The organism is Peribacillus butanolivorans (genome assembly GCF_001273755.1).
GTDB classification, from domain to species: domain Bacteria; phylum Bacillota; class Bacilli; order Bacillales; family DSM-1321; genus Peribacillus; species Peribacillus butanolivorans.
Genome location: NZ_LGYA01000001.1, coordinates 1,856,216 through 1,878,922, shown reverse-complemented (window position 1 = coordinate 1,878,922; position 22,707 = coordinate 1,856,216). Strand labels below are relative to the sequence as shown.

Genomic DNA, 22,707 nt, shown 5'->3' with positions numbered 1-22,707 from the left:
TTTGTTGCTTCCGTTTCTAAATATCCAGTTTTATTTTTTTTTAACTAGATCTTCAGAGATATCCTGATAATTCTTACCAATCTTATTGTGTATTTCTTCCGGGTAAATTTCTTTTACAAAATTCCCGTCTCCATTGCTGTAAGTTTTTGAGTCAGCAGTTCTTTCCTCAACTATTTCTTTTAAATTCTCTGTGTTTACTTCCTCAGTTTGCTTGTTGTTTTCAGTTTGATCATTAGATGTTGCTCCTGCATAATTTGGCAACAAACTACAGATCAAAGCAAAAACAAGTAAAAATGAGATATATTTCCTTAATCTTATCAAAGCATTTCCTCCTAATATAATATGTTCCACAAAGTATTATACATCTAAAATACTGGAATGGTAGTAATAAATTACTAAAAAATAGACCTAAACTCACCGTAAGATTACGAGAGATAGGTCTTTTTACGTTTCATCTGACTCTCAGGTATCATTTGACGGCTAAAAGATGACGTCATACTCCATCATCATATCGTCCCCATTATAAATTATGCTAGAGCCATTTGATAAGCTAAATCCCTCCATTATCTATCTAAATGAGAATACTTGGTTATAGCGCAGATACCATTTCCAAGGTAATGTCAGATTCATATTTCCCTTGAATAAATGTTGATTTAAAGCTGAATTTTGCAACAAGTTTAAGTACATTCTTTCACAATCTCAATAGTGTAGAGCCTTTTTAGACACAATCCAATCACCTACAAAATAGAGTTCATAATGGGGTACGAGATATTCGTATGGTACTTTATCCTGTACGAAGAACTTCCAACTATTACTTTTGCATCATGTTATTGTATAATTTAGGTATTACATAAAATGAGGTGGACTTTCATGGAAACTATCAAAAAAGAATTAGTCGATGGCTGGAAACTTATAGCACATCCAGATTTTACAGTGTACTCTAATGACAAAAGCTATGTAGTACTTCATGAAGAAGAAATGGTTCTAAAATTTTCAGTAAACGACGATATCCTTAAAGTGGATAACACTAGCTGGGATACTAAAATTGAAGTAAGCTTGGATAAAACGCTTACCATCACTACTGATCCAACTTATGACGAAGATGAAGATTGAAAAGTAAGGCATCCATTACGGGTGCTTTCTTTTTATCTAAAGCACAACAGGGTAAGATGGGGTGAAACCTTAGAAACTCTATGTTTCTTGAATTTAAAACTTGTGTAAATGTGTGCGAAATATCCCTTCTATGGTTGGTTTATACAGCACTTCCCCAGAATAAAAAAAATGCACAAAAAAGACGATTAGCTATTGCTAGTCGCCTCTTTCACTTTAGCGTAAATTGTAGAACGTGGAACACCTGTCATTTTAGCTATATCATTAACGCTTAAACCGTTAGACTCTCTTTCCTCATACAACTTTAAAGCCTTCTTAACGTCCTTCTCGTCCTTTCCTTTACGTCCCATATGCTTACCCTGTGCCTTTGCCCTTTCACGTCCCTCTGCTGTTCTATCCTTAATTAAATCACGTTCAAACTCAGCAATAGCACCCAGCATAGTAAACATTAACTTTCCATTTGGAGTGGAGAAGTCGATATTTTCTTTAATGAATACTAAGACTATCCCACGGTCTTGTAAACCCTTAGCAATCTTTTGTAAATCAAATGTACTTCTAGCTAGGCGGTCAATTTTATATACAACCAGCTTGTCACCTTCACGCAAGTAGTCCAATGCCTTCGCAAGTTCTTTCCTGTCAGATTTAGCACCGCTTTCCTTCTCCATGAATATCTTCTCGCAACCATACTCTTTTAACTTCTCTTCCTGTAAAGCCAAGTCTTGATCTTTAGTTGAAACACGTCCGTATCCGATAATAGCCATTATGTATTACCTCTTTCTGCTTGTCTAAAAGTTATTTAACTTCTGTAATTTCACTCTAGACTAACTTCCGGACATTGTTAAGGGTTATTTTGAGAGGAATTTGAGGTGTTTTTTCAAGTCTCTAGAACTTATGAGTTTTGGAACAAATAATAACTTATTTATGAAATGTATACTTTTTTACTTTTGTTCAGCAATCGGGCCATATAATGCAGTAACTGATTGTACTAATGCACAAATATAATCTGGATATTCAGAAAAATTTAATTGAACTTAACAAATTATTAAATGAAACAATATATAAAACTATACGTATTTTAAAGAGAGTTCTGTTATCCCTCATAATGAAAGGAGTTATTACAATCAAAAACAATAATGATCGTCATCCTCTGGACAAAACAGAGAGTTGGTTGGTTTTTACTGGTTATGCAGCGTTTGTTTGGTCGACTCTATTCGGGTTAATCCACATTTACTGGGCTGCAGGAGGCACTTTTGGTTTTGAAGGCAGGACGATGAGCGAAGTGTTATTCATCATTAATCTGGTTGCAATTGCCCTATGTATAATTGCTGCTTTTACTGCACTTGCACTTGTTCAAGCATGGGGACGAAGGTTTCCATCCTGGTTGTTGCTCACTTCAGCATGGGGAGCGTGTGTGGTATTGGGTTTGCGCGGTGGTGCAGGGATAATTCAAAGCTTGTTGGAAGCAGAACCACTTTCTTTACTATTAATAATTGTTGAACCGTTTTTCTTGTTAGGAGGTATCTTATATGGACTTCTTGCTTTTCTTTACATTTATACCTCCAATAATGGGAGAAAAATAAAACAGAATGAGATAAATATGAGGTGAACCTATAGTTATTCAAGAAACGGGCGCGATTGAACAATGAGCAGTCGCTACTAGGCGTATCCGAATAGTTCTATAAATAATTAAGAAACCCAGCTAATCTTCTTATATGAAGGTAGCTGGGTTTTTAAAGTTGGATGTGCAAAATAACACTTAAAATATACGCAAATTATCGGTCAAAGTGACAGGGAGATTCTAAGGATTTTATTTAGTGTCTTACTTGTAACTTTTAGACACGTTCATAAATGTACATAACAACCAGCGAACGTCAGTAAACTCAAAAAAGACTTTAACGAACGGTAGCAACAATGCTATACCGCCCATTTCGGAAATTTTATAGGCTAAGAGAATTCCAAGCTAAAAAGTCGATCTCCTCTATGTTAAGGAATCGACTATTCGGTCGATAAAAAAAGAAGCTCTTCGAAGCTTCTTTTTTTATTGTTTCTGATGATGATTTAACATAGCAACCCCCTTTTTAAAATAAATCTGAATATTGTATTAATCGTAACAAATTCTTCATCATATAATAAATTGATTAATACCGACTAGTTGGTATTAAAAACTTATTTTAAAGGAGAAGAAAAAAATGACATTATCTCAAGGGATTATAAAGAAATGGCTATTACTGTTTGTTTTATGCTTTTCAATGATATTTGCAATTACACCAATAAATAAAGCATCTGCCCTATCTTATGATGGTTCAAACCCTTACTCAACAGGTTGTGCGAATAAAAGTCCAATCACCTATGAAACAAAATATATATATAAAAACGGCGTGAAAATTGGATATGTACAGCTAAAAGGAAGTGCCTATTGTCATACGGCTTGGGGTTACGTAAAGTTTTATTCTGCTGCTCCGTACGATAATTATGCCAATGTATACGTAGATAGTTACACCAATGGCACTACTTGGAGAACATCTGGAAGTTGTGCTTCTTCCGGTGGAAACGGGAGGGTAATGAAAGGTCAAACCTCTTGTTATACGGCTCAATTTTGGGATAAAGACCCGTATAAAGCTTCGGCCGAAGTGTGGATTTATTCATCAAGTGGTTCTGGTACCAGGTATGCGATTACCAGCCGTCATTAGTAAAAGTTCCTTTTAATCCTAGGCTGGCTCAAGCTAGATCAAACAGGTCGTAACTAAATATCTGAGTTTAGACTAACGGGGAAGTTTAGTTCACAAGCAGCAAAAAGGATCTTTAATCGAAGATCCTTTTTCTCTGCCGATTTTCGGGGGGCCGGAAACTCTACCCCTTCTAGAACTAACGCACCCGTTAGTTCATTAAGAAAAGCATTTCTTATTAAAGAATCGCGCCCGATTGTGGAATATTGATAAAATCAGTAATAAAGCTTTCTAGATTCCCGGAATTAAGATAGTCATATCCATTCCATCTACTGTACTATGGAATGCATAAACAGGTTGATAATAGCCCTTGGAATCTAAAAAGTAGCTAACTTCTACTTTATCGATATGTAAGGTTTTTATCATTTTATTTTCAGAGTAATATTGAAATTTACCATCTAAAATTTCCTTATACGCTTCTTGTTCACTTTTTATTTGAACATCCTTTACCTTGTCATAGGTAATTAACTGATGCTCGATTCCCTTCACTGTATGATCATTATAATAATTTACCGTTAAAGAACCGTCTATTAGCTGATTTCCACTTACCTTTTTATCTACTGTCCACTCATACGAACCAGTATCGCCTTTTTGAAACTGCGAGTCTTTTGGGATATCTATACCAAATTCCGCCAAGATTTCTTTTAAGGATTCTTCATCTGAATCTTCAGGCTCTATATTTTCATCAAAGCTTGAAAAATCTGTAAAACTATAACTTCCATCCAAGAATTGGACTGTCATATGATAAGATTTCTCTCCATTAATCCGATACATCCCTTCATCTGGATAAGAAATATCCTCTATGTCTGATGTATCCACATGCATTCTCTCAAAAAATTCTTTGGCAAATACGTCAGCATCACTCTTTGTATAGCTTGGCGCCTTATAAATCGGAACGGTCATTTTTTTGTCGTTGAGCTTAACATCAGTAGTGGTTGTGGTTTTTTCCATATTTACTTTATGAGCTGGAATGATGGAGAGATTACCAAATTCCTTCAAATAGTAGTATGCAAACATGCTTCCGGATAAGATAACCACTAGCAATAAAGGTGAAAAGTAGAAAAGGATCGCTTTATTCCCTTTTCTTTTATTGTAATGAAGCCCATGATGATACCATATCCAATGACGGCCCCCAGTAGATTATTAAATAAATCGTCAACTTCAAAAATACCGTATCCTGTTATTAACTGGACACTTTCAATGGAAAGTGTAAATAACGTTGCCATCCCAATAGTCCATACAGCTTTTTGAAAACGTGAATGCAATATTGGGAAAAGAATCCCGAACGGAATGAACATGAATATATTTAAGTATATGAACTGCCAATGCCTTACACTAAAACTATACCAAGCTTCTCGATACGAAGTAAAAAAAGACAAATCCATCCCGCCCTGATAGTTTGGGCCTCTATTCAAAAAAGTCACGCCAATAACCATGATGACATAACTAATAAGCAAACACATAAGAAGCAGCTGCTTCTTTTGAAGGCATTTCTTCCCTCCAAAAATTTTTTTATATACAATGAAATACATTAGAAAAAAGATAATCCCTAAAAGAATTACGGCTATTAATGCCAGAAAAAAGTATTCCTTAACTATACCAATGATTTCTTCTAACCTCATTTTCTATCTCCTCATACAAAACCAAGAAATGTATTAATTTCATCCTACCGGTACAACAGATTTTCTGTCGACTTATGTTTTCCTATTAAACTAACGGATCAGTTAGTTTTAAAACAAATTATTTTCACATCTATTTATCTTCGTTATTACTTCTCTCATTATTTTGAAGATAAATCTTTTTAAGAGTTGAATTTATATTATTCAAAGCAATAAGAATAACCCCTAACATAACAAAGGTTACTATCTCCCCAGTAAACCAAGATACTATTCCTAAAATTACAGCATAAAGTATGTATAACCAATTACTCATTTATTCAATATCCTCCCTAATATACTAATTTCACTACAAAATTTCATTTTATTTAATGAACTAACCTGCCCCTTTAGTGCCATAAGAAAAAGGCTGCCTCAGCAACCTGCCTTATTGAAGTAAAGCACCTGTTAGTTGAAGAAATCATATCCTTGCCTAGTTTCTCAAATATACGATACTGTCTTTTCGTTCTACTTGAAATATTAAATCATCCTTACTATTAAGCATATAACCAACATCTTTAGTATTCTCAGATTCAAAAGATATACCATATCCATTATTCTCAGGATAACCATATAAATAGCAGACCACTTTTCCATCTTTTAAAAATACAATTTGATTCATTCCTTCATTTACAGTTGCGCTAATAGTATCCCATTTATAACCTACCGTTTCATATATATTATCTTTCGGGGTATATGGTGGAAAGGAATATACTACATCCCAGTCAAACGGTGTTACTTCTAATAAATTTATTGTTTCAACGGAATGTCCAATTGATAACACTTCTTCTTTTAACAACTCTTCGTTTACATCCCATAAATCTTTCTTTAATAGATTTATAAAGATAGCTATACATATAATACCCAAAGCAATAATCAGTACTGTCTATTTAGATTTCATAACTAAACTCCACCTTGAACAACAACCTTCCTAACGAATATTCCACTTCATTATAACAATCATTTCCAAAATTAGCATGTATTCTTAATGAACTATCCTGCCCCGTTAGTTGCATAAGAAACTTCTATGGCGGCGATTCTCGCCGGCCACCATCTACCACGAAAAAAGGCTGCCTTAAAGGCAGCTCCGATCTTCAGCTAACGCACCCGTTAGTTGCATAAGACTTATTGTGATTTCTGATTCTGTTTATAAAAGGGCGCTGGAATGATGCCTCCTATTCAGAACAATACGGGAATTATAGAAGTGAATTTTTCTAAATAGATTACTTTCATTGAGTGCGGGTAGATGGTTCAAATTAGCTGTAGTTGCTGGAAATGAATGCTTTTAGTCCCTAAGCCCTTCCTATCCAAAATCCTATAAAAAAATGAAAAACGTTAATGATCTATACTCTAAAAATCGGGAGTGATCAAAGGAATGTTTTTTATTTTTGATGTATTTTTTTTCGGAATACATTGACTGCTAATAAGAGAATAGGAAGTACAAGTCCGTAGGTTGTAGCCCAAAGGGGCCAAATTTCTTTATCAAATGTGCCTACATAGACACTATTAGGATGTGCAATCAAGGAAAACGAAATCAAGATCATCCCTAAAGGTAGCGTAAGTGGCCGATAATCCTTCATATTCAATGTTTGTGCAAGACCTATGACTGTAGCGTAAAAGTAAAAAGCCATTTTATAATAGATCGTGATAATCCACATGAGAGCCATTATTGCTTCAATCCTTTGAAGAAAATCACCAACGTTTAATTTTCTGGCCACAAGATAACTTGGATACGTTTGTCTGGCACTACTATCTGCACCTAAAACAAGAATAGTTAAAGTGATCATGATGATTAAACAGATTCCGCCGATTAGTATTCCGATAAAAAAATTTTTTTCAGCTGCTTTTGGTTGATTCACTGAAACAGGAAAAATCATTAATAAAACAATCAATGGCAAAGAAAAGGTACTTGTAAAAAGAAAAACAGCATGAATCATCGGTTTTATTCCTGTTTCAAATACGGGTTGTATATTTTCAAACTTAAATTGAACAGGAGGTAAAAATACTGAGCCCACTAGAACTATGAATAAAAAAACAAAGATAGGAAATAACAATTCTGCAGAACGAGCCAACGGTTCAAGACCAAGGCGAATTCCCATAATTAAGATGCATGCGAAAAGAATATGGATCGCTTCAATTGGTGTATCAGGCATAATCTGCGTAGTTAAGAAACTCCCAACATAAAACAATAGTTCTGTCGTGTTGTAAAGTGAAAATAAAACAAGCGTAAGTGAGACCGCCTTACCTAACCATTTGCCAAAAAGTGTTTCATTTATTTCAACCAGTGTCTTAGTGGGAAACATCCTGCCTACAGCGATATATAAAGCCACCAGCAATAAGCCTATGCCTGTACCGATTACAGCTGCAATCCAAGCATCTTGTTTTACCTCTTGAGCCATAACTCCAGGAATCACCAAGATGGTCGTACCTATAGAAAATAAAATAACTAATATTGCAAATTGCCGAGCACTAATTTTAATATCTTTTACCATAGTTCAACATCCCATCAATGGTTATAATCCCTATTGTTGCCCTTGTTTTGTTAGAGTAAACGCTTGCCTTGGGGTGCAGTTCAACGTTAAGGAATTTTACTCATGATAAACGTACAGTACGAATACACTATGCTTGTTGAACTATCCTGCCCCTTTCGTATTATAAAGGTCAGCCAGATATTTAAAATGTACCCTTATGGAACTGATGCTTTTTGAACGCAGAGAGATTGATTTCAAAAGGTATTAAAAAACCTTAACCCAATAAAATACAGGGCTAAGGCTACTTAAAATCTTATTTATTTACTGTCTATTTACTGTAGTAATCCATAAAATGGTTCTTCGTTTAATTATAGAAACTAGCTTAGGATTATTTTAATCCTAACTGATTTAACACAGTATCTAATGTAGAACCTTTATACTTAGTTTTCGCTTTAGGTGCATTCGGAACTGTACTATTTTGCAATCCATAGTTTTTAATAAGAAGATCCATATCCTTTTTATCAACAACTCCATCGAAGTTCAAATCTGCACCTGATTTATTTGTTCCCCAATATGTTTGTAGATATAAAACATCCATTACATCAATTACATTATCTTTATTTGCATCCCCAGCTTTAGGTTGAGTGGAAAAAACTCTGTCGATTCCGATTAATTCTCCACGAACGTCATCTGATAGCTTATACGACTTATACATCGTAAAATGACCTGGTGCATCTACTTTTAGTGTATAAGCATTTTTATCAGCTTTCATTCCATCTAAAATGTAGTTTCCATTTTTTACTGGATCAGCCTCAAAAACAGTTTTACCATCATATGACGTTACAGTTGCTTTTGCACCAATTTTGGTTTGATCAAACTTGTAATTCTGTTGGCCTGTTAAAGGATCCATCGTTCCTTCTAAATTCAAGTTACCTTTTATCCTTGAATATGTGTTTTTCATATTAACACTATCCATATAAGTATATACATTATTTGTTACTACATTTGATTGATCAATTGTAGTTCCAGTCATTTCCATGTTAAACCAACTGACAGAGAAACTTGAACCTGGCGAATAATGTTTAGCTGTATTTAAATCGAAATTAACTAATTGAATATCCTTTGGTAATGCTTTTTTTCCTAAATAGTTAAAAGTAATTGTATATTTCGTATAAACATCATCAGATGTTGATGTTACAGATACTTGTGCATCCCCATATTTCTTAACTGCATCACTAACAACAACATTATTAATTGTAGCTAAGTCACCATTGTCTTTTAATACTGGAATTGTAATCTTTGATGTTTTTAGGTTTTTAATATTATTCGAACGAATAGAATAATTTATAGTATCTCCGGTTGAAGCAGCTTGTTTATTTGCTTTTAAGTAATAGTAAGGGTAAGTATTAGAAACATAAGCTACCCTTAGCATGGACCCAGAACCTGAAGTAAAGTTTCTTGCATCATCATAAGCATAAAACTGAACTTTTAAAGGTGTAGACCTTTTTTTCACTAGTATTTGATCGTTGTAATTTCCATTTTTATCAGTGTTAATTGCTGGACTTGAATATGCACTATCGTAAAATGAAACCACTGCATTGCTTGATTGATCAATTGGAATTCCAAGACGATTAGCATCAGCCACTTCAGGATCATTTACATTAATATTGAAATCATATAAATATTCTCCATTTGAATCGAATTGACTATCTTTATATTCAATAACTTTTTGATCTAACGAATCAAAACTTGAAGTCATTGTTGGTTTGCCTTTTTCGAAGATGAAATCCGCTACTTTCGTAAATACTTTCCCCTGATCATTTGTTCCAGTCATTTTTAATTTATAGTTACCTGTTTTTGCATAAACATAATCACTGTTAATCGGATTTTTTGGATCACCTGTAAACGGATAGTAAATCCCAGTAAATCCATTAGCAATACCATAAATTTGGTTTTCATTCAATGTTCGAGGATCAAAAGACCCTATTAAACCAATATCTTGACCCGATGAATCTTGTAATACTACATCTAAAGTCTTCATAAAGGACTTTAATGAGAATTGAAAACCAAGGTATGGCCTGGCTTTTTCTGGCCAACGTGTATCACCAGAATACATTGGATTTGGTAATGTTAAGGTATCAATCCCTTCATTAATAACACGTCCGCCAAATGGAATTTGATACGTTTCAGTTGGATCTGCATTATTTGTAAAGACAATATATCCCTCATATGTTCCTTTTTCAGCTGTTTTCGGAATGTTTAAGTCAAATTCAATTGATTTTTGACTAATTCCGTTTAATTTGACTGAAGTTGGACCTGTTAAGGTCACTCCATTTTGAGCTGCATCTTTGGAACCTCTTAATCCTGTTTGGAATTTAACATTTACACTAAATGTTTTTGCTTTTTCACTTCTATTTTTCAATGTAATCTTACGTGAATCACGAATATCTTGGTCATCAAATCCATATGAACCAAAACTGATTCCACCCGTTAATTCTTTGATTAACTTTTGTTTTCCATTGATATTTGTAGGCGTTTTATCGACTACTTCAAATTCGACATTAGAATGAAGTGCTTCATATGCATCAACACGACCACTACCGATTTCAAATACACTATAAGCTTTTGAAAGTGGATCAGCCGTATTCATTAAAATTGATTTAATGTCTGCAGGCTCAAGATCCTTATTCGATTGTAATAATAATGCTGAAACACCTGCCACATAAGGGGTTGCCATTGAAGTTCCTGATAAACGCTGATATGCATATTTATAATCTTCCGGTTTTGTTCCATCTACTGTTTTATCGTTTACGTAAAATGGGACGGTTGAAAGTATCGAAACACCTGGTCCAGTTATTTCCGGTTTAATGTCATAATTCATTCGAGATGGACCTCTAGAACTAAATGATGCTAACTCATCGGATGCTGTTTGTATCTTAGTAAAATCGCCAAATGTGAAATCAGTTTTACCAGTTTTTAATGCTTCCAAGATCGTTAATCCTTCTTCATTTGAAACAGAGAATGAAGGAATCGCATTAACTGATTCACCTAAGAAAGACTGAATTGCACCCTCGGCCTTGTTTGCTTCATCATTATACATGATAACGCCCGCAGCACCTTGTTCCTTGGCATTCGCAATTTTAGAGTCCAATGTATAAACTCCTCGGCTCATGAGTACAAATTTCCCTTTTACGTCTTTTCCTGTATAGTTATCTCCGAGCCCCACATCAACAAGTTGGATAGTTTTTCCTTTTAATGTAGACAAATCATCTTTATAGTTTTTTGCTAATTGTCTTAAATTGTAATTCTTCCCATTATGTGCACCTGCATATTGATAAATATCAATTGCAACAGATGATGCACCAATAGATAACGCTAAGGCTGCAGCACCTGGTGAACCTAGCGTATAATTTTTATCGCCACTATTCCCCGCTGCAACAACGGTTGTTACTCCACTTAATACTGCATTGTTTACAGCAATTGAAGTTGCATATAATGGATCATTAAGTGAATTACCTAGTGACATATTAATAACATCCATATCATCCTTCACAGCTCGATCGACAGCTGCAATTATGTCATCAGCTTGTCCGCTGCCATATGGTCCAAGCACTCGGTAAGCATAAATATCTGCTTCTGGTGCTGCTCCAACTGTTGTATACTCAGTATCCTTCGCTACTCCACGGCTTCCAATAATCCCAGCAACATGTGTACCATGATTAGTATAATAAACCGACGATCCATTCTTTTCTGGCTTACCTGATTGTTTCCAATCAGCATAGGTCGTTTCCATCGGATTACTATCGTCATCTACAAAATCATATCCACCTTTATAAGCATCCTTTAAATCTGGATGGTTATAATCAATACCTGTATCTAGAATACCGACCTTAATTCCTTTACCGGTAAAGCCTTCAGCATGTAACCGGTTTAATCCATCATAAGGAGTATAATTTGCGATATTGAATTCATCTGCTTTTAATTGTTCATTATCTTTTCCTTGAACAGGCGGATCAATCGTAAACGTTTCGTTACTCCAAACTGATTTGACAGCTTTTGATTTTAATAGACTTTTAATTTTGTTAGCAGGTAAACTCATTGAAACACCATTAAATGCATGTTTATATGAGCGATTAATCTTATAATTTACTTTTTTACTATTTTTATCAGCTAAAACTTGTCCTAAATCTTTTTGAAATTTTTCATGATCTTGATCGACTAAATTTGATGCTTCAGAATCTGATAGTTGTTGACCTTCTGATGCCGCCTCAATCTTAGCAACTTTTGCGGGTTTATTTGCAAACTCGACAATGACAGAAGTCCGTTTCGTAGAATTTAAATCTGTATCTGAAGAAATTTGAAGGCCTGTCTCTTCTTTTGTTGAAAGTTGGTTAAGAGCTTCTCTTTGTTCTGATGTTAAATTAGCAAGTAAACTATCAACATTCGTATTACCAACTGCTTGGGTAACATTTGATACATGTCCAAGTGAACCTAAAATAAAACTAGATGATAGAGCAAATACAGCTAAGCTTTTTACGACCTTACTTTTGTTGTTTGTTTTTTTTCTCCTTTTCCTCATTAAACCTCTCCCCCTCCTAACTAAATAGTAGATTAATATATTTGTAAAAATGTGAGGGTTTTGTGCTGATGACTTAACTTCACATTTAATACACTGATCTGTCTTTCAACATCAGGTTATTAAAATTTTTCAAATTATTCAATATTCAGAAATATCACCCAATTAACCCTTATCATCCCACATTTCTCCTTTTCTGAAAATTAAACATAGGATGTAACTCTTGCTGTTATTGGTTCTATACCTGCATAAAACAAAAGTACTATACCAAGAGTGACATAATAAGGGACAGGACATTTTTTTATAAGTGATTTTTAAATAAGAAAACGGAACAAGTTGATTTCGAACGGCATAAATGACTGCCTGTGAACGGCTTTTTACATTCAGCTTTTTGTAAATCTTATTGATGTGAATTTTAATTGAAGAATTAATACGTCAACGATACGAATTACCTGTTTACGGCTTACTGATAATACAAACGAGTAAACATCTCGAAAATATTGACTGTAAATATCCTCAAACTCTGTCACATTTCTACCTCCTTTCATATAGGGGTACCGTCAGGAAAATGCGGATTTACAACGATAAGGAACTTCCAATACTAAAAAGCCCAACTTCTCCGTAAATTAACAGAGGAATTAGGCTTTTTCATTACTTCATTAAAGCGCCCGATAACGGAAGATCTTCTTTAAGAAAAAAGTTTACACAATCATTTTTGTATATTGATTAAAGTTACCATTAACTTACCTAATAATCTTTCCGAGGAATCACCGGTACCAAAAGGAATGAATCATACTTTCCGCCGGCATAAACCAAATGATTTCCTTTGTTCACTGTTTCTGTATGTTCGTAACGTGTTTTCATCTGCGCGCTGCCTTCAGCAATGATCTCGCTACTTTTAACCACAAGCACCAGACTTTCACCAGCTTTAAATAGTGTACTCGAAGGCAAGATTTCAATTTCCACTGGCACGATCTCGCCTTTCTTTAGCTTCAATAATTTCTCGTGCTTCAACCATGGCTGATAAGGAGTAGATTTTTCCGTATCCAGCTCTCGATGGGAAACCCGCAACCATCCAGTGGCTACTTGACCGTTTTCAATATGATTATAGTCCGGCAGGTAAACTTCATTACCCCTTCTATCGTACTTCTTAATGCCGACAAAAAGATCCATATCATCGGTATCCTCAGCAGAGACCCAAAGCTTGAGCTTCATATATCCAGTAAGCTCGGTGTCTTCTTTAAAGGTGGTTTTAAATCTTAACTCATTATTCTCTGTTTGTCCTGGATCAGCTTTGTAGCTCAGTTTTATTTCATCCTTGGACGGTTCGTTCTGCAACGCCATTGCTTTGCCATCAAGGTATAATTGGGTATAATTTGTCCGGGCAATCGGCCATTCATTCTCGAAGTGGCGCTGTCCCTTGTAGAATTCCTCTCTAACTTCGAGGCTTACCCGTGGGGTATCTCTCCAATCATTCTCAATACCCTTCAGGAAATAATCAAAAAACTTTTTCTGAAGTTCCAGCGATTCTCTCGCGTAGTAGGTTTCCCACTCCTTGCGACCATGGACATACAACCACTTGTCTTCGGATGAAGCCTGTTTAAAGCCTTCAAAGGTGCCACGGTTATGCAAGCCTTGGGTGGACCAGCTGGCGCAAACCAACATTGGCACTTTGATATCGGACAACTTCACTTGTCTGTTCTTCCAGTAGTCATCAAACAATGGATGCTCTTTTTGTCCTTCTCTCATATCTTCATTATCTTTATTGTCCGGCCATCTTGCAAAAAGACCTTCAACCCAAAACTGGAAGAAACCCGTATCTGGTATTCCGCCGTGAAATGCACATTCCCGATACACATCATTGAGCCCTTCCCAAGGTATCATCGCCTTCAGGTGAGGAGGGTTTAAAGATGACACCCACCACTGGGTAACTGCCAGATAGGACACACCGTTTGTTCCCACATTACCGTTGCTCCATTCCTGAACGCCGGCCCATTCGATGACATCATAATAGTCTTCGGATTCAATGCGAGACCATGGACGAAACCCTCCCTCCGATTTTGCACTTCCTCGTAAGGCAACTTTGATCAACACATAGTCGTTTGGAACCCAAAAACCGGGGTCCGGCGATTCTTCAGCAGTAAAATCAGATATCGGGATAGCGCCTAAGGTCGGCCATAGAGGACCCAATGAGCCAAAACGGGATTTATTATCTTTCCCATAAGTATCAGCTGACATTACCACCGGGAACTTTCCGGGTTTGTCGGGGCGAAAAACATTCACATAAAGTGTAATCCCACTTCGCGTTTTGACGGGAACATCCTTCTCCATAATCATCTCTTGATCACCGTAATGCACTGTTCTCACTACTATTTTATTCAATCCTGGTTTAATGTCATCTATATCCGTCGGTTTTAGGTCAGGGCGACCCAAGAATTTGTTCATTTTACATCTACTTCCTTTCATTAGAAATTGATTGCTGGAACCCCATAAACTCCTAAAACAGTATCCCCAACTTTGATTGAAAACTTGGCTTAGTTGATGTCGAATTTTGCTTAGCGTATATTATCGTTCAAATGTTGGCTGTACCCCTCCTAGATGTTTAGTTATAATAATAAACAACCTGTTGTGTATTACTCTTCAAATTATAAAATTGGATTAGGTTTTGTTCAATAATTAAAAATGGCAAATGTGTTGATTACGGAACACCTTTAATAATTGTGTTGGGTAAAATTAAGGAGGAATTTGCTTGCGTGATATTAATACTGATTTACGTGTCGTTCGGACAAAAGAATCAATTCGACACGCACTAGTAGAATTAATAAATGAAAAGGGTTTTGAAGCCATTACGGTTAAAGACATAACAACTAGGGCGAAAATTAATAGAGGCACATTTTATGCACACTATCAAGACAAATTTGATTTAATGACTAAATGTGAGGAGAAAATTATGCTTGATATGTCCAAAATTACAAAACAAAACTTCCCAAGTGTTATTGCCGCACTTGAAACTGACTCTCAGCCTTTGGCACCATTTTCCCTTACAGTTTCATTATCTGAGTATTTAAATATAAATAGTGGATTTATGAAAGCTGTGTTAGGTCCAAAAGGGGATTTATCATTTCAAACAAGACTGAAAGAATTTATGTGGGAAACACTCTATGGAAATAATCCAAACGCATTTATAAAGGAAGAAAATTTCCTTGTTCCAGGACAATATTTAGCTTCTTATATGGGAACTGCAATAATAGGGGTAATTCAACAATGGTTGGAAAGTGGCAGGAAAGAATCTCCTCAAGAAATGGCTCGTATCCTAACGACCATTACGGTTAATGGTCCCTACTTTGCAGCTGGTTTAAAAAAATAATCCTCAAAGAATAAGGGACACTACTTATTGCATCATATGTCACCTTTAGGCTGGGAACATATCAATTTACTAGGAGAATACCATTTTAATTCAGAGAAAGTGAACTCACTAGATTCTCTAAGACCACTGAAACTTTCTTAGCGTTGTTAAAAATGGGGAAATCGTCTTGGAAATGGGCTTAGCGTTGTAAATCCGCATTTTCCTGACCGTACCCCTATAAGTAAATATAAAAAGCCCAATTTCTCAGCATTAAAATTGAGAAATTGGACTTTTACCGTTACTTCGGAAAAGCGCCCTTGGAATACCTAAAATATGATCTTAGTCTTAAAATCAATTAATTCCTCTTTCACGAAAGCCCCCGATAGTTTAAGCATAATATTTAACAATCGTAGATTAGTAAGCACGAGCAAACCAAACCGTATGTTTTGCTTCTTTACCACAATGAAGGCATGTGTGCTTTGTTGTCGGTGGGTTAAATGGAATGTTTCGTGTTGTGAATTTTGTTTTTTCTTTTACATTTTCTTCACAAGCATCCTCTCCGCACCAACCAGCTAATATCCAACCAGGAATTGTTCCATTTTGTTCGGATTCTGCTAGATGTTGTTTTAACTGTTCGATTGTATCGATATGTGTGTGTGAATTCTCCGCACGGAAAGCTTTTGCTTTTTCAAATAGACGAGTTTGCATTGTTTCAAGTTCTTTTTTAATGCTTTCAACAATTGATTCTAAAGGTACGGAAACTTTCTCCTCTACATCACGTGCTTTCATTAAACCTTGATTATTTTCCAAATCACGTGGACCAAGTTCAATACGTACAGGTACACCTTTTAACTCCCATTCATTAAATTTATAGCCTGGTGATTGATCAGAATCATCAAGACGAACGCGAATTCCTTTCGCTTTTAAAGCTGCAAAGATTTCATCTAATTTCTCCATAATTGCATGGTTCTTTTTCCATGGACCAACTGGAATCAAAACAACTTGAGTCGGTGCTATTTTTGGTGGTAAAACAAGACCTTGTTCATCGCCATGAACCATGATGACCGAACCAATTAAACGTGTGGAAGTACCCCAAGATGTTGTATGAACATATGAGTGTTTATTTTCTTTATTTAAATATTTTATATCAAATGCTTCCGCAAATTTTGTACCTAAGTAGTGTGAGGTAGCTGCTTGTACGGCTTTTCCATCTTTCATCATTGCTTCAATGGAGAATGTATCAATCGCACCAGCAAAGCGTTCTACTGGTGTCTTTTGCCCATCATAAACTGGAATCGCAAGTAATCCTTCTACGACTTCTTTATAAATAGTTAACATTTGCATTGTTTCCTTACGCGCATCTTCTTGATCCACATGAGCAGTATGACCTTCTTGCCATAAAAATTCAGAGGTACGGATGAATGGAAGAGTTTTCTTTTCCCAACGGAATACATTTGCCCATTGATTAATTAAAACTGGAAGATCTCGATAACTTTTAATCCAGTTTGAATACAAATGTCCAATCATTGTTTCTGAAGTTGGACGCAGTGCTAAACGTTCTTCTAATTTCTCTCCTGCTGCTTCTGTTACCCAAGGAAGCTCTGGTGAGAATCCTTCAATATGATCCTTTTCCTTTTCGAAGAAGGATTCTGGAATTAACATTGGGAAGTATGCATTGCGATGACCGGTTTCTTTAAACCGTTTATCCATCTCTTCTTGAATATGTTCCCATAATTCATAGCCATCTGGCTTAAATGCAATACAACCACGAACTGGGGTGTAATCCATTAAATCAGCTTTTTGAATCGTATCAATATACCATTTTGAAAAATCGTTTGTTATTTGTGACATCGTCTTTACCTCCTGAGAAAATGAAATAACTTTAAAAAATAAAAAAAGCATAAAGAGTCCTTAAAAAAGGACGTCTTTACGCTAATAGACGTGGTACCACCTTAGTTCGACATTAATAATAAATATTAAGTCCTCTAAACGTTTGTAACGAAACGACTCGGTTAATTTTTATCTAACATCTCCGTGGTAGGGTTCAATAAGAAGGGGTGATATAGCTTTCAGCCAAGGCTATATTTTCTGTTTCACAATCCTTATTTACTTGAGCACATCATTGATTACATATTTATAAATTAATATATCAATTTGCTAAAAGTAATTCAATTATTACTGTAACACAAACAAAAGCTACTACAAAAATAACTAAGCAGATAAAAATGATAGAAGCATTTAAATATTTACTCCTTCTTATAATCATAAAAAGAAATGTTTTAATTTTTGCTTATTGAATTAACCTGCCAGTTACTTTAAGTATAAAATTTCACAATCTCTTCTAAACTTTAACCTAGAAATCCAATTTTCTTTAAAGGCGTTGCTCCATAATCTGGTCCGATTGCTGAACAAAATTAAAAAAGCATTCTTTAGCTATCTGTTATTTAGTTCATAAATAAGGTTCCATAAACAGACATTTATGCTGCTAAAACAACTTTATCAAAAAACAACATGTTGATAATTTCATAAACGCTATTTGTTACAAAACTCGTTCCTTAATGAACTAACGCACCCGTTACTTTAAGTACAATATTTCACAATCTTTCTTGGAACATTAGAACTTTATATACTTTTCAGTATCTTCGCTGGATTTCCCGCCACTATTGAATTAGTAGGTACATCTTTCGTAACAACAGAACCAGCAGCAATAATTGAATTATTACCAATAGTGATTCCAGGTAAGATAACACAACTTCCACCAATCCACACATCATTTCCTATTGTTATTGGAATCGCATAACCACTCTTGTTTCTATCTTTAGGTTCAATTGAATGACCAGCCGTGTATAGTCCAACATTAGGACCAATCATACAGTTTTCACCAATCCTTACTTCTGCCATATCTAATATAGTACAGTTATATCCAGCATAGAAGTTGTCTCCAATGTGGATGTTGTATCCTAAGTCACAGTGGAAATTATGCTCAATACTCGGATTTACTCCGACACTTCCGAATAATTCCCTTATAATTTCCTCTTTTCTTTCTGAATCTTCGATTGGACAATTGTTAAACTCTTGAACAAGTTTATGGGCAATGATATTTTTCAACCTTAGTTCATCCGTACCTCGTTTGTAGTAGATTTTCTCTTTATCCTCCATATCTAGTCTCCTTTCTTCAGTTATTTATAAAATACCACATTTTCTTCAAGTAACCTGCCCCTATAGTTTAAGTACATTCTTTCACAATCTCAATAGTGTACACCCAATAGGGACGTTTTAAGAATCCTGATAAATCAAAGTTACAACCTTATCTGTCACTTTAGGAGGTAATTTGCACTTATTTTAAGTGCTATTTTTCACATCCAACTTTTGTAGCTTTGGAATAATGATTGATCAAATCAATACTAATAACCTTGATAAACGAACAAAAAGAAAGAGCTTGTTTTGAAAAAAGATTGATCAAAACAAGCTCTTAATATATTCAATTGAATCATTCTTTTATAAAAAAGTTTGATCATTTTAATATCAATTATTCCGTAGACATCTCCGTGGCTCAAGACAGAGGACCAGTAAAGTCTCTGTCGTCTAAGAATTTGTCTAACGATTTAAACTGTATCTTATAGTTCAGACACCGTCACGAATTCATACCCTTCTGTTTTTAAATACTTTAAAATTGGTTCTACTGCTTGTGCGCTTGTATCATGAATATCGTGCATAAGAATGATGGAACCGTCTTTTACATTTTCCTTAACAATTTTTAATATTTCATTTGGGTTATGTGACTGCCAATCTAATGTATCTATTGTCCACAGAACAGATGGACTGCTGATGGATTTTTGGACTTGTTCGTTAACAGCCCCATATGGTGGGCGAAATGCCGTTGATTCTCTTCCTGTAGTACTTTTTATTATTTCATTTGTTTGTTCGACTTCCTGAATGCCTTCTTCCTTACTTAAGGTAGAAAGGTCTTTGTGATCCCATGTATGGTTACCTAATTCATGACCTTCATCCGCGACCTTTTTAGCGATTTCTGGATAGAAATTAACCCTGTTTCCTAGCATAAAGAATGTTGCTTTCGCATCATATTTATCCAATATATCAATAATCTTCAAGGTGTTTTTTGGATGAGGACCATCATCAAAAGTAAGCGCCACTCGTTTACCACCTGTTGGAGAAGTTCTATCAGGTGTTTCTTCTTTTTCTATCTGTTTATCATTAGAATCGCCTTTATCGTCTTTTTTCGTGTTATTAATCCATAATTTATCTTTCCATTCATCTGTTAGTAAATCTCGCATCTTCTCTAATGGTATGGAAATCTCTGGCATCCCTGCTGCTCCTGCTGTTACTTCATATTTATCAAATTTAAATACTGCTGACTTGTCAGTGAAATACAGGTTTGAAAAATTGTTTTCCTTATTCATTGTCCATTCTTTTAAACTCTCTTCGAATAATAACGGTTCATATTCGCTCGATTCTTTGAAACTCTCATTTAAGAGAGTATATAGTTGCTCCCTATTTTGTTTTGTATCGTTAAAAATTTTTGTTTGTTGAATAAAATTCCCTTTATCTATATCGACCAAATAAACTTTTGCTTTTTGCTGAGCATTTGCACCAACAACATAACTTCCTTCAGAAAATACAATAGAATAGGTGTTTTCTGCCATTGTATAGATATCCATAGTCAAGGACAAATTGGCACTATGATTTTTAATATACTTCTTATTCTCATTGACAGTTGTTATAAAACCTTTTTCAATAGTAGATACATATTCTTCTATTTCCTCATTCAGTTTTTTGCTTTTAAACTTTGGGTAATGCATGGAAATGTGGTACTTTTCTTTATCCGTTATATCTGTAATTAGATCCACTTCCGGGTATTTAGAATACTCCACTAATGTTCCATTTGTTTTACCTTTTTTGTTTCCTTCCGCCTTAGTTTCTTGTAGTAAGTTCATAAAAAGATATCCTATTAAAAAGATACCAAGTAGAATTAAAATGCTATTCGTTAATTTTGTAGGTCTCATAAACATATGCTCCTGTTATTTTTCTTTGTTGTAATATTCATTTTCCTTTCAGCATAATTACGTACATATAATAGTCATGACAACAAAATTTTCTCGTTGTACATGATTGATTATATTGTAGTTTTGAAATAAAGTTTGATCAGAATGGATGCTCTACAATTCGATAAACTGGGAGAACCAAGAGAAAAATCCTATCGGACTAGTAGGAAAAAATGATGGCAAGATAGAATCTATTGATTTACTCAACTCTAACAATTTCTTATATCGTATTCAAGAAAATGGCCCTTTAGTGGAGTAACACGACTGGAATTTTACAACATCAACAAATGTAAAAAAGAAAAATACTGCTTAAATTAATACAGGATTTTGATCAAACTTAAGTCTACAACTGAAGCCTTTTCACTTCAACCCCTAATTTATTGATATTGATATCATTTTCATTCAATATTTTTTATATTTGCATCTATCCAATCATTAACTTTTTCGTGCATGGTTTTCGTGGTATCTATTACCTCATGTGCTACAAATGAAATTAATGCAAAAAGTGAAATATGTTCGTCATCCGGGGCATAGTTCAGTAGTACACTGTCTTTTTTTATTTGTTCACTATATGTCTTATGCGACATTACTGAATTATCCTGCCCATTTAGTGCCATAAGAAAAAGGCTGCCGAAGCAACCCCTATTAATGAACTAACGCACCCGTTAGTTCATTAAGAAAAGCACATTATTTGTCTATCTCTTACATAAATCATAGATCTAGGTAGTATACCTAAATATAAATAGCCTCATCAAGTTTTTGATGAGGCTATTTACTGCGTATAGTTTATTAAAGTTTTTGCACTAGAACCAATATATCTTTAGGAGCATTTCTTTATTTTTGAACGGCTCTAGTATAATAATATTCTTCAAGAGTAATTCCTTGGCTCATAATAGTTTGAGCTATTGATTTACCTACATATCGAAGATGCCATGGTTCATATTTATACCCAGTGACTGATTCTTTTCCTTTAGGGTATCGGATAATAAATCCATAATCATCTGCATGTGCCTGTAGCCATTTTGCTTCTTTAGTACCTCCAAAGCAATCCTGTGCCGCGCATTTACCATTGCCTCCTGTCACATCAATAGCAAGGCCTGTTTCATGCTCACTTGTTCCAGGTAATGCACTGTATGTGATTGCTTTGGCATAACCATCCCTTTTTACATAAGAATCAAATAGAGCAACTTGTGTAGCATGTGATCTGTAAGCAGATACACCGAGAAGACTTACTCCCTGCTTCTTGGATTCCGTAAATAATTTGCTAATGGCCGCAGCTGCTTCACTCCGCATTTTTCTCTTTTCTGTCTTTTCTTTAAAAGTAAACGGTATCGATGTATACACTAAGTCTTTTGGTACATAGTTTTCTGGTAGCTTATTTTTTTTATTGACTAGCACTGGAATACTTTCAGGCTTTGCAACAACCTGAATGGCGTCAGATGAAGAGTTTGATATTTTTACATATTTGCTACTAACATACCCTGTTTGACCGTTTAAGCTTACCTTTAGCCATCCATTCGCATTTTTTCCAGTAACCGTTAACTTTGTACCCTGTTTAACTGTTGCTATAATTTTATTAGAAGTAGAAGGACCTGTACGGACATTCAGGTTAGCAGTTGCTGTATAGGTTACAGTTTCTGTACTAGATGAAGAGTTTGATATTTTTACATATTGGCCACTAACATACCCTGTTTGACCATTTAAGCTTACCTTTAGCCATCCATTCGCATTTTTTCCAGTAACCGTTAATACCCTGTTTA

Annotated in this window: 18 protein-coding genes, 1 pseudogene and 1 other annotated feature; of the genes and pseudogenes, 4 read left to right on the top strand and 15 right to left on the bottom strand. The window is 35.0% G+C overall.

The window, feature by feature from the left end; all coding sequences use genetic code 11:
* Window positions 1–30 precede the first annotated feature (30 nt).
* Entirely contained in the window at window positions 31–321 is a 291-nt protein-coding gene (locus AKG34_RS08870; RefSeq protein ID WP_053345743.1) for a hypothetical protein, read from the bottom strand.
* A 549-nt stretch (window positions 322–870) separates the two neighbouring features.
* On the opposite strand from AKG34_RS08870, the gene AKG34_RS08865 reads away from it, so the two are divergent.
* Window positions 871–1,113 carry a hypothetical protein gene (locus AKG34_RS08865; RefSeq protein ID WP_053345742.1) on the top strand — a complete coding sequence of 81 codons (243 nt, stop codon included), beginning with the start codon at window positions 871–873 and terminating at the stop codon, window positions 1,111–1,113.
* 185 nt (window positions 1,114–1,298) lie between these two features.
* Here the strand turns inward: AKG34_RS08865 and AKG34_RS08860 are convergent, their stop codons facing one another.
* Complete coding sequence (locus AKG34_RS08860; RefSeq protein ID WP_053345741.1) at window positions 1,299–1,871, bottom strand: recombinase family protein; 573 nt, start codon at window positions 1,869–1,871, stop codon at window positions 1,299–1,301.
* Window positions 1,872–2,212: 341 nt separating this feature from the next.
* On the opposite strand from AKG34_RS08860, the gene AKG34_RS08855 reads away from it, so the two are divergent.
* Both AKG34_RS08855 and AKG34_RS08850 read left to right on the top strand, forming a co-directional pair.
* On the top strand, window positions 2,213–2,716 hold the full coding sequence (locus tag AKG34_RS08855; protein ID WP_053345740.1) for a DUF3995 domain-containing protein: 504 nt from the start codon (window positions 2,213–2,215) through the stop codon (window positions 2,714–2,716).
* 583 nt (window positions 2,717–3,299) lie between these two features.
* Window positions 3,300–3,800 carry a DUF2690 domain-containing protein gene (locus AKG34_RS08850; RefSeq protein ID WP_053345739.1) on the top strand — a complete coding sequence of 167 codons (501 nt, stop codon included), beginning with the start codon at window positions 3,300–3,302 and terminating at the stop codon, window positions 3,798–3,800.
* 267 nt (window positions 3,801–4,067) lie between these two features.
* On the opposite strand, the gene AKG34_RS08845 is transcribed toward AKG34_RS08850, so the two are convergent.
* From AKG34_RS08845 to AKG34_RS08815, 8 genes and pseudogenes are all read right to left on the bottom strand, one after another.
* The gene (locus AKG34_RS08845) at window positions 4,068–4,853 is read right to left on the bottom strand and encodes a hypothetical protein (protein ID WP_152952263.1); all 786 of its coding nucleotides are present in this window, start codon (window positions 4,851–4,853) and stop codon (window positions 4,068–4,070) included.
* A gap of 20 nt (window positions 4,854–4,873) precedes the next feature.
* Entirely contained in the window at window positions 4,874–5,458 is a 585-nt protein-coding gene (locus AKG34_RS08840; protein WP_053345737.1) for a VanZ family protein, read from the bottom strand.
* Window positions 5,459–5,588: 130 nt separating this feature from the next.
* Window positions 5,589–5,768 (bottom strand): hypothetical protein, encoded by a 180-nt coding sequence (locus AKG34_RS08835; RefSeq protein WP_053345736.1) that lies wholly within the window; start codon window positions 5,766–5,768, stop codon window positions 5,589–5,591.
* A gap of 156 nt (window positions 5,769–5,924) precedes the next feature.
* A complete protein-coding gene (locus AKG34_RS08830; RefSeq protein WP_053345735.1) occupies window positions 5,925–6,290 on the bottom strand; it encodes a hypothetical protein in 366 nt (121 codons plus the stop codon).
* 583 nt (window positions 6,291–6,873) lie between these two features.
* Window positions 6,874–7,983, bottom strand: coding sequence for a GerAB/ArcD/ProY family transporter (locus AKG34_RS08825; RefSeq protein ID WP_053345734.1), 1,110 nt, complete (start codon window positions 7,981–7,983; stop codon window positions 6,874–6,876).
* A 367-nt stretch (window positions 7,984–8,350) separates the two neighbouring features.
* On the bottom strand, window positions 8,351–12,541 hold the full coding sequence (locus AKG34_RS08820; RefSeq protein ID WP_053345733.1) for a S8 family serine peptidase: 4,191 nt from the start codon (window positions 12,539–12,541) through the stop codon (window positions 8,351–8,353).
* A 324-nt stretch (window positions 12,542–12,865) separates the two neighbouring features.
* A pseudogene (locus AKG34_RS28710) lies at window positions 12,866–12,967 on the bottom strand (LuxR C-terminal-related transcriptional regulator); the annotation flags it as partial.
* A 318-nt stretch (window positions 12,968–13,285) separates the two neighbouring features.
* Entirely contained in the window at window positions 13,286–14,983 is a 1,698-nt protein-coding gene (locus AKG34_RS08815) for a CocE/NonD family hydrolase (RefSeq protein ID WP_053345732.1), read from the bottom strand.
* Between the two features lie 304 nt (window positions 14,984–15,287).
* On the opposite strand from AKG34_RS08815, the gene AKG34_RS08810 reads away from it, so the two are divergent.
* Window positions 15,288–15,905 (top strand): TetR/AcrR family transcriptional regulator, encoded by a 618-nt coding sequence (locus AKG34_RS08810; protein WP_053345731.1) that lies wholly within the window; start codon window positions 15,288–15,290, stop codon window positions 15,903–15,905.
* A gap of 393 nt (window positions 15,906–16,298) precedes the next feature.
* Here the strand turns inward: AKG34_RS08810 and proS are convergent, their stop codons facing one another.
* From proS to AKG34_RS08785, 5 genes are all read right to left on the bottom strand, one after another.
* On the bottom strand, window positions 16,299–17,735 hold the full coding sequence (proS, locus tag AKG34_RS08805) for a proline--tRNA ligase (RefSeq protein ID WP_053345730.1): 1,437 nt from the start codon (window positions 17,733–17,735) through the stop codon (window positions 16,299–16,301).
* Window positions 17,736–17,798: 63 nt separating this feature from the next.
* Window positions 17,799–18,016 (bottom strand) — a binding site (T-box leader).
* A gap of 490 nt (window positions 18,017–18,506) precedes the next feature.
* The gene (locus AKG34_RS08800) at window positions 18,507–19,043 is read right to left on the bottom strand and encodes a sugar O-acetyltransferase (protein WP_053345725.1); all 537 of its coding nucleotides are present in this window, start codon (window positions 19,041–19,043) and stop codon (window positions 18,507–18,509) included.
* Window positions 19,044–19,501: 458 nt separating this feature from the next.
* Window positions 19,502–20,908, bottom strand: coding sequence for a polysaccharide deacetylase family protein (locus AKG34_RS08795; RefSeq protein ID WP_053345729.1), 1,407 nt, complete (start codon window positions 20,906–20,908; stop codon window positions 19,502–19,504).
* A 437-nt stretch (window positions 20,909–21,345) separates the two neighbouring features.
* The gene (locus AKG34_RS08790; protein WP_057214954.1) at window positions 21,346–21,534 is read right to left on the bottom strand and encodes a hypothetical protein; all 189 of its coding nucleotides are present in this window, start codon (window positions 21,532–21,534) and stop codon (window positions 21,346–21,348) included.
* Window positions 21,535–21,781: 247 nt separating this feature from the next.
* A partial coding sequence (locus AKG34_RS08785; protein ID WP_083450727.1) for a D-alanyl-D-alanine carboxypeptidase family protein occupies window positions 21,782–22,707 on the bottom strand: 926 nt, incomplete at its 5' end.

Coding starts and splice junctions, on each gene's coding strand:
- AKG34_RS08865 (WP_053345742.1), top strand. CDS start 871: ATGGAAACTATCAAAAAAGAATTAGTCGATGGCTGGAAACTTATAGCA.
- AKG34_RS08860 (WP_053345741.1), bottom strand. CDS start 1,871: ATGGCTATTATCGGATACGGACGTGTTTCAACTAAAGATCAAGACTTG.
- AKG34_RS08855 (WP_053345740.1), top strand. CDS start 2,213: ATGAAAGGAGTTATTACAATCAAAAACAATAATGATCGTCATCCTCTG.
- AKG34_RS08850 (WP_053345739.1), top strand. CDS start 3,300: ATGACATTATCTCAAGGGATTATAAAGAAATGGCTATTACTGTTTGTT.
- AKG34_RS08845 (WP_152952263.1), bottom strand. CDS start 4,853: ATGTTTGCATACTACTATTTGAAGGAATTTGGTAATCTCTCCATCATT.
- AKG34_RS08840 (WP_053345737.1), bottom strand. CDS start 5,458: ATGAGGTTAGAAGAAATCATTGGTATAGTTAAGGAATACTTTTTTCTG.
- AKG34_RS08835 (WP_053345736.1), bottom strand. CDS start 5,768: ATGAGTAATTGGTTATACATACTTTATGCTGTAATTTTAGGAATAGTA.
- AKG34_RS08825 (WP_053345734.1), bottom strand. CDS start 7,983: ATGGTAAAAGATATTAAAATTAGTGCTCGGCAATTTGCAATATTAGTT.
- AKG34_RS08820 (WP_053345733.1), bottom strand. CDS start 12,541: ATGAGGAAAAGGAGAAAAAAAACAAACAACAAAAGTAAGGTCGTAAAA.
- AKG34_RS08815 (WP_053345732.1), bottom strand. CDS start 14,983: ATGAACAAATTCTTGGGTCGCCCTGACCTAAAACCGACGGATATAGAT.
- proS (WP_053345730.1), bottom strand. CDS start 17,735: ATGTCACAAATAACAAACGATTTTTCAAAATGGTATATTGATACGATT.
- AKG34_RS08800 (WP_053345725.1), bottom strand. CDS start 19,043: ATGGAGGATAAAGAGAAAATCTACTACAAACGAGGTACGGATGAACTA.
- AKG34_RS08795 (WP_053345729.1), bottom strand. CDS start 20,908: ATGAGACCTACAAAATTAACGAATAGCATTTTAATTCTACTTGGTATC.
- AKG34_RS08790 (WP_057214954.1), bottom strand. CDS start 21,534: ATGTCGCATAAGACATATAGTGAACAAATAAAAAAAGACAGTGTACTA.